Raw genomic sequence first — 6,518 nt, 5'->3', positions numbered from 1 at the left:
ACACCCTCCCCCCACCCCGTACCATCCGCCCCCGCCGCGAACGCCTTGCACCGACCATCCACCGCAAGACCCCGCTGCCGACTGAACTCCACGAACATTCCGGGGGTGGTCATCACCGAAGCACCGCCCGCCAGCGCCAGGGTGCACTCACCCTGCCGCAACGCCTGCACAGCCAGATGCAACGCCGTCAACGACGCCGAACACGCCGTATCCACCGTGATCGCCGGACCCTCCAGACCGAACGTGTACGCCAGACGACCCGACAACACACTGGCGAGGAAACCGGTCGCGTAGCCCTCGAAGTTCTCCCGGGCCCGATCCAGCAGGAGCGCGTACTCCTGGCTGCTGGTGCCCACGAAGACACCGGTGCGGCTCCCGCGCAGGGAGGCCGGTGTGAGGCCGGCGCGCTCGAACGTCTCCCAGGACACCTCGAGGAGCAGACGTTGTTGCGGGTCGAGCGTCAGCGCCTCGCGTGGACTCACTCCGAACAGGCCCGCGTCGAACGACGCCACGTCGGCGAGGAACCCGCCCTCGCGTGCGTAGCTCTTCCCCGGCCGGTCCGGGTCGGCGTCGTAGAGGCCCTCGATGTCCCAGCCTCGGTCCTGGGGGAAGGGCCCGATCGCGTCCCTTCCGGAGACCACCAGTTGCCACAGGTCCTCCGGCGAGCGCACGTCCCCCGGGAATCGGCAGCCCATCGCCACCACCGCGATCGGCTCCGCGTCGGCGTCCTCCAACTCCCGCAGGCGCGCTCGTGTCTCGTGCAGGTCGGCGGTGACCCGCTTGAGGTAGTACCGAATCCGGTCGTCCGTCACCATGTGCAACCACCTCGTCGAGACGTCACCGTTGTGCCTTGCTCGCGGGCTCCGGCCCGAGGTCAGGAAATCCCCAGCTCCCTGCCGATGAAGTCGATGACCTCCTCGTCGGTCGCCAGGTCGAGCTCGTCCGCGACGGTCGTGGCGTCCTCCCGTGCGTCGGGTGCCCGGTCTCCTGCGGGTGCGTGTTCGCCCGCCTGTCGAGCGAGCGCGCGCAACCGATCCGCCACTCGTTCGCGTCCGGCGGCGTCCAGCGATGTCGCCGCGAGGTGCACGGCCCAGGCGTCCAGGCCGGCCAGGACGGTGTCGACCGGTGCGTCCAGCCCCGACACCAGTACGGCTTCGAGGTGTCGACCGAGGGCGGCGGGGGTCGGGTGGTCGAACACGAGTGTGGTGGGCAGGTTCAGGCCGGTTGCGGCGTCCAGACGGTTTCGCAGTTCCACGGCGGTGAGCGAGTCGAAGCCCAGTTCCTGGAACGGGCGTTGCGGATCCACGTGCCCGGACGTCGGGTGACCGAGGACGAGGGCGATGCGATCGCGCACCAGGTCGAGGATCAGCGCGCTGCGGTCCTCGGCTCCCAGGAGTGCCAGGCGTTCGCGCAGGGCGTGCTCCGCGCCCGGCTCCGCCGCCGTCGCCGTAACGTGGACCAGGCCGCGCAGCAGCGCGGGAAGCGTGCCGTTCTCGGCGGCGGCGCGCAGTCCCCCGGGGTCGAGGTGCGTGGGAACCCACCCGGCCCGGCCGGCGGCGAGTGCCTCGTCGAACAGTGCGAGGCCCTCCTCGGTGGAGAGGCCGCCCGTGCGGGTGTACTCCGCCCGGTCCGTGTGCCCCGACCGCGACCCCATCCCCCCGGCCTCGGCCCAGCGGCCCCATGCCAGCGACGTCGCGGGCAGGCCGCTGTCGTGGCGGTGTCGGGCCAGCGCGTCGAGGAAGGCGTTGGCGGCGGCGTAGTTGGCCTGTCCGGGTGCGCCGAGCGTGCCGGCGGCGGAGGAGAAGAGGACGAACGCGGCCAGGTCCGCGTCCCGCGTCAGCTCGTGCAGGTGCCGGCCGCCGTCGACCTTGGGCCGGAAGACCGCGCCCACTCGGGCGGGCGTCATCGAGTCCAGGACGCCGTCGTCGAGCACACCCGCCGTGTGCACCACGGCCGTCAACGGGTGCTCGGCGGGCACCGATGCCAGCAGGTCCGCCACCGCGCCCCGTTCGGCCACGTCGCACGCCACCGCCCGCACCGTCGTGGCGCCCGCGGCGGTGAGTTCGGCCAACAGTTCCGCCATGCCCGGCGCGTCCGGTCCGCGGCGTCCGGCAAGCACGAGGTGCTTCACGTGGTGGGCGCCCACCAGATGTCGGGCCACCTGCGCGCCGAGCGCCCCGGAGGCGCCGGTGATCAAGGCCGTACCCGCCGGATTCCACGCGGGAGGCATCGTGAGGACCACCTTGCCCACGTGCCGGGCCTGGGCCAGGAAGCGGAATGCGGCGGGCGCCTGCCGTACGTCCCACGTGGTGACCGGGATCGGCCGCAACCGCCCGCGCTCGAACAGTTCGACGATCTCCGCGAGCATTTCGGTGATGCGCTCGGGGCCGGCGTCCATCAGGTCGAACGCTCGGTAGGCGATCCCGTCGTACCGGGCGGCGACCTCGTCGGCGTCGCGGATGTCGGTCTTGCCCATCTCGACGAATCGGCCGCCCGGCCGCACCAGGCGCAGGGAGGCATCCGCGAGGTCCCGCACCAGCGAGTTCAGCACCACGTCGATGCGACCGCCACGGCGATCGTCGCTCGTCGCGCCGAACCGTTCCTCGAACTCGGCGGTACGCGAGGAGGCGAGGTGCGCGTCGTCGACGCCCAGGGCGTGCACCGCGTCCCATTTGCCGGGACCGGCCGTGGCGTACACCTCGGCACCGAGGTGGCGCGCCAACTGCACGGCGGCCATGCCGACACCGCCCGCCGCCGCGTGCACGAGCACCTTCTCGCCGGGCCGTACGTCGGCCAGGTCCACCAGGCCCTCGTAGGCGGTGAGGAACGCGACGGGCACGGACGCGGCCCGGGCGTACGACCAGCCCCGTGGGATCCGCGCGATCAGGCGCCGATCGACGACGGCCACCGGCCCCAGGCACCCGGCCGCGAGGCCGAACACCCGGTCTCCGGGGGTGAGTCCGGTGACGTCGGGTCCGACCTCGGTGACGACGCCGGCGATCTCGCCGCCCAGCGCCCGCTGGTCGGAGACCATGCCGAGGGCCATCACGATGTCCCGGAAGTTGACACCGGCGGCTCGCACCGAGACCCGGACCCTACCCGGTCCGAGCGGTGCCGCGGCTTCCGGGCAGGGGGCGAGGAGCAGGTCGTCGACGGTGCCGCCACCGCCGAGGTCGACCCGCCACTCCCGGATTCCCGCAGGCGGCACGAGCGTGCCGGACGGCACCCCGCGGGCCAGCCGGGGAACGAACATCCGGCCCGCCCGAAGCGCGAGTTGCGGTTCGTCCCCGGCCGCCGCCCCGACCAGGGCGGCCGTCGAGGTGCGCTGCCCGTCCGAGTCGACGAGCAGGAACCGTCCCGGGTGTTCGGTCTGCGCGGCGCGCACCAGGCCCCACACCGCGGCCGCCGCCACGTCGGCGATCGGTTCGTCGCCGGCAACGGGCACGGCGCCGCGGGTGGTGACCACGAGCCGGGACGCGTGCAACCGGGTTTGCGCAAGCCAGGTCCGGAGTATGTCGAGCACGGACAGAGTCAGAGCCGTGGCGGCGCCTGCCGGGTCGTCGACGACCGCGTCATCGGTGCGGGCCGCTCCGGTGGACCCGGTTTCGTCCGTGCTGCCGACTTCGTCCGATCGCTCGGCTCCGCCGGTGCGAACGGCGTCGCCGTGACACGGCAGGAATACCAGGTCCGGCACGGGTGCACCGGACTCGATCGCCGACACGAGAGCACCGAGATCGGTGTGCGTCGTGGCCGCGAGCCGCTCCGCCGGAGCGCCGTCCCCGAGCACGGCAAGAACAGGGGTCCGCGTCCGTGTTGCCGACGGAACAGGCGCCGTCTCCACCCAGTCGACGTGGAAGAGGCTGTCCCGGGTGTGGCCCGCCCGGAGCTGCTGCGTGGAGACCGGGCGGGTCCGCAGCGATCCGACCGACGCGACCGGAGCGCCGTGCTCGTCCCACAGGGCGAGGGAGACGGCGTCCGTACCCGTCGGGGTCAATCGTGCGCGGAGCACCGGTGCGCTTGCGCCGTGGAAGGACACCTCGTGCCATGCGAACGGTACTCGGAGGACCTGTGTCCGCCGGCCCTCTCGATGCACCGTCGTCCCCTCCGCGGTGAGGAGGGCCGCGTGCAGCGCGGCGTCGAACTGCGCCGGGTGCAGCGCGTATCCGCCGTTGCCGGAGCGCGCCGCGTCGGGGAGCGTGATCTCGGCGAACAACTCCTCCCCCAGGCGCCAGGCTGCGGTGAGCCCGCGGAAGGCGGGGCCGTACTCCAGGCCGGCCGCGGCCGTGCGCTCGTAGAAGCCTTCGAGCGCGACGGGTTCCGCTCCCGAAGGCGGCCATGGCTCCCCCGCACGCGCCGGCGCGGCGACCGCCTCGGGGGCGAGCGTGCCCCGGGCGTGACTCACCCACGGGGCGTCCGGTGCGTCCGGGGTCGCCGTGCGGGTGTCCTCCTCCCGGGAGTACACGCCCAGCGGGCGCCGTCCGTCCTCCGCTGCGGGCCCCACCCGCACCTGTAGGCGCACGGCACCGTGTTCGGGCAGGACCAGCGGTGCCTGCTGGGTCAGTTCCACCAGGCGCCGGCATCCGGCCTCGGCGCCGGCGCGGATCGCCAACTCCACCACGGCGGTGCCGGGTAGGAGTGTCGTGCCCAGCACGACGTGGTCCGCGAGCCATGCCTCGGTCCGCCGGGACACCACCCCGATCAGCGCCCTGCCCTGGGCGTCCGCCAGATCCAGGGCCGCGCCGAGCAGGGGGTGTTCCGGCACGTCCAGGCCGACGGCGCGCACATCGGCGGCAGGGGCCGCGGCGCTCCAGGGGTAACGACGGTGCTGGAAGGGGTAGGTGGGCAGGTCCGTCCTGCGGGCGCCGGTGTCGGCGAAGAAGCGGGGCCAGTCGACCCGGGCGCCGCGGGCGAACGCCCGGGACAGTGCCGTGCGTACGGTGTCGGCTTCCGGACGTCCGGCGCGCCCCGCCGGGATCGGCACGGCGCGGGTGTTCGGGGGTGCCTGCGCGAGGCAGTCCTGGGCCATCGCCGTCAGCGTCCCGGAAGGGCCGATCTCCACGAACGTGCGCACCCCCGCGGCAACGAGTCGGCGCATCCCGTCGTGAAAGCGCACGGTCGCCCGGGCGTGCCGGACCCAGTACTCCGGCGAACACAACTCGTCGGCGCCGGCGATGTCCCCGGTGACGTCGGAGACGATCGGGATGGTCGGCGGATGGAAGTCCAGCTTCCGCGCGACCGCGCCGAACTCGTCCGACATCGCGGCCATCTGTGGGGAGTGGAAGGCGTGGCTCACCCTGAGCCGCCGCGTCTTGCGCCCTTTGCTCCGCCAGCGCTCGGCGAGGTCGAGCACCGCGCTCTCGGCGCCCGACACGACGACCGACGCGGGTCCGTTGACGGCGGCGATGGACATCCGGTCGGCGTGTGCGGCCACCTCCGGCAGAACCTCCGCCTCGGTCGCCTGCACCGCGACCATGGCGCCGCTGCCGGGCACGTCCTGCATGAGACGGCCCCGCGCGGCGACGAGCACGCACGCGTCCTCCAGGGACAGGACGCCGGAGACGTGCGCGGCCGCCAACTCGCCGACGGAGTGGCCGAGCAGCAGCTCGGGGGTGAGCCCCCAGTGCGTGAGCAGCCGGAACAGCGCCACCTCGTACGCGAACAGTGCCGCCTGGGTGAACGAGGTCTGCTCCAGGAGCGCGGCCGTCGTCGTGCCCTCGGGGGCGTACAGGACGTCCCGCAGCGGGCGGTCGAGATGCGGGTCCAGCCCACCCGCGATGGCATCCAGCGCCTCGGCGAACACCGGGAAGGCGGCGGACAGTTCGCGTCCCATGCCCGCGCGCTGGCTGCCCTGTCCGGAGAACAGGAACGCCTGCCCGCCCTCGGCGGTCGCCCCTTGCACCAGACCCGGGGCCGGCCGGCCCTCGGCCAGGGCCGTCAGACCCGCGAGCATCTCGTCCCGATCGCGCGCCCACACCACGGCCCGGGTGTCGAGGGTCGCCCGTGAGGTGGCCAGCGACCAACCGACGTCCGCCGCACGCGCGTCGGGCAGGGAGCGGATCCGATCGCTCAGGCGCCCGGCCTGGTCCCGCAGGGCCCGCTCGCCCCGCGCCGAGACCACCAGCGGTACCGGCCCCTGCGGGATGTCCGTCCCGGTCGGGGCCGGGGCGGTGTCGTCGACTGTGCCGGGCCGGGGGTCCTGTTCCAGGATCACGTGGGCGTTGGTGCCGCTGATCCCGAAGGACGACACCCCGGCGCGCCGCGGCCGGCCGGTCCGCGGCCAGTCCCGCGCCTCGGTCAGCAGGCGAACCGCCCCGGAGGCCCAGTCCACGTGCGGCGAGGGTTCATCGACGTGCAGGGTCCTCGGGAGCACGCCGTGACGCATCGCCATGACCATCTTGATCAGCCCGGCGATGCCGGCGGCGCCCTGGGTGTGGCCGATGTTCGACTTGATCGATCCCAGCCACAACGGCCGATCCGCCGGCCGCTCCCGACCGTAGGTCGCCAACAGCGCCTGAGCC

2 protein-coding genes are annotated in these 6,518 nt (G+C 73.6%); both read right to left on the bottom strand.

The window, feature by feature from the left end:
- Positions 1–815, bottom strand: an 815-nt coding sequence (locus ACZ4FV_RS51360; RefSeq protein WP_465328292.1) for a beta-ketoacyl synthase N-terminal-like domain-containing protein, incomplete at its 3' end; no start/stop codon positions are given.
- A 59-nt stretch (positions 816–874) separates the two neighbouring features.
- Positions 875–6,518 (bottom strand): type I polyketide synthase (locus ACZ4FV_RS51355; RefSeq protein WP_465328290.1); only part of this gene is annotated, 5,644 nt, incomplete at its 5' end.

The sequence above is a fragment of the Embleya sp. NPDC025285 genome, assembly GCF_055558835.1.
The sequence above is the reverse complement of the archived record's forward strand: the minus strand, read 5'-3'. Positions and strand labels throughout refer to the sequence as shown.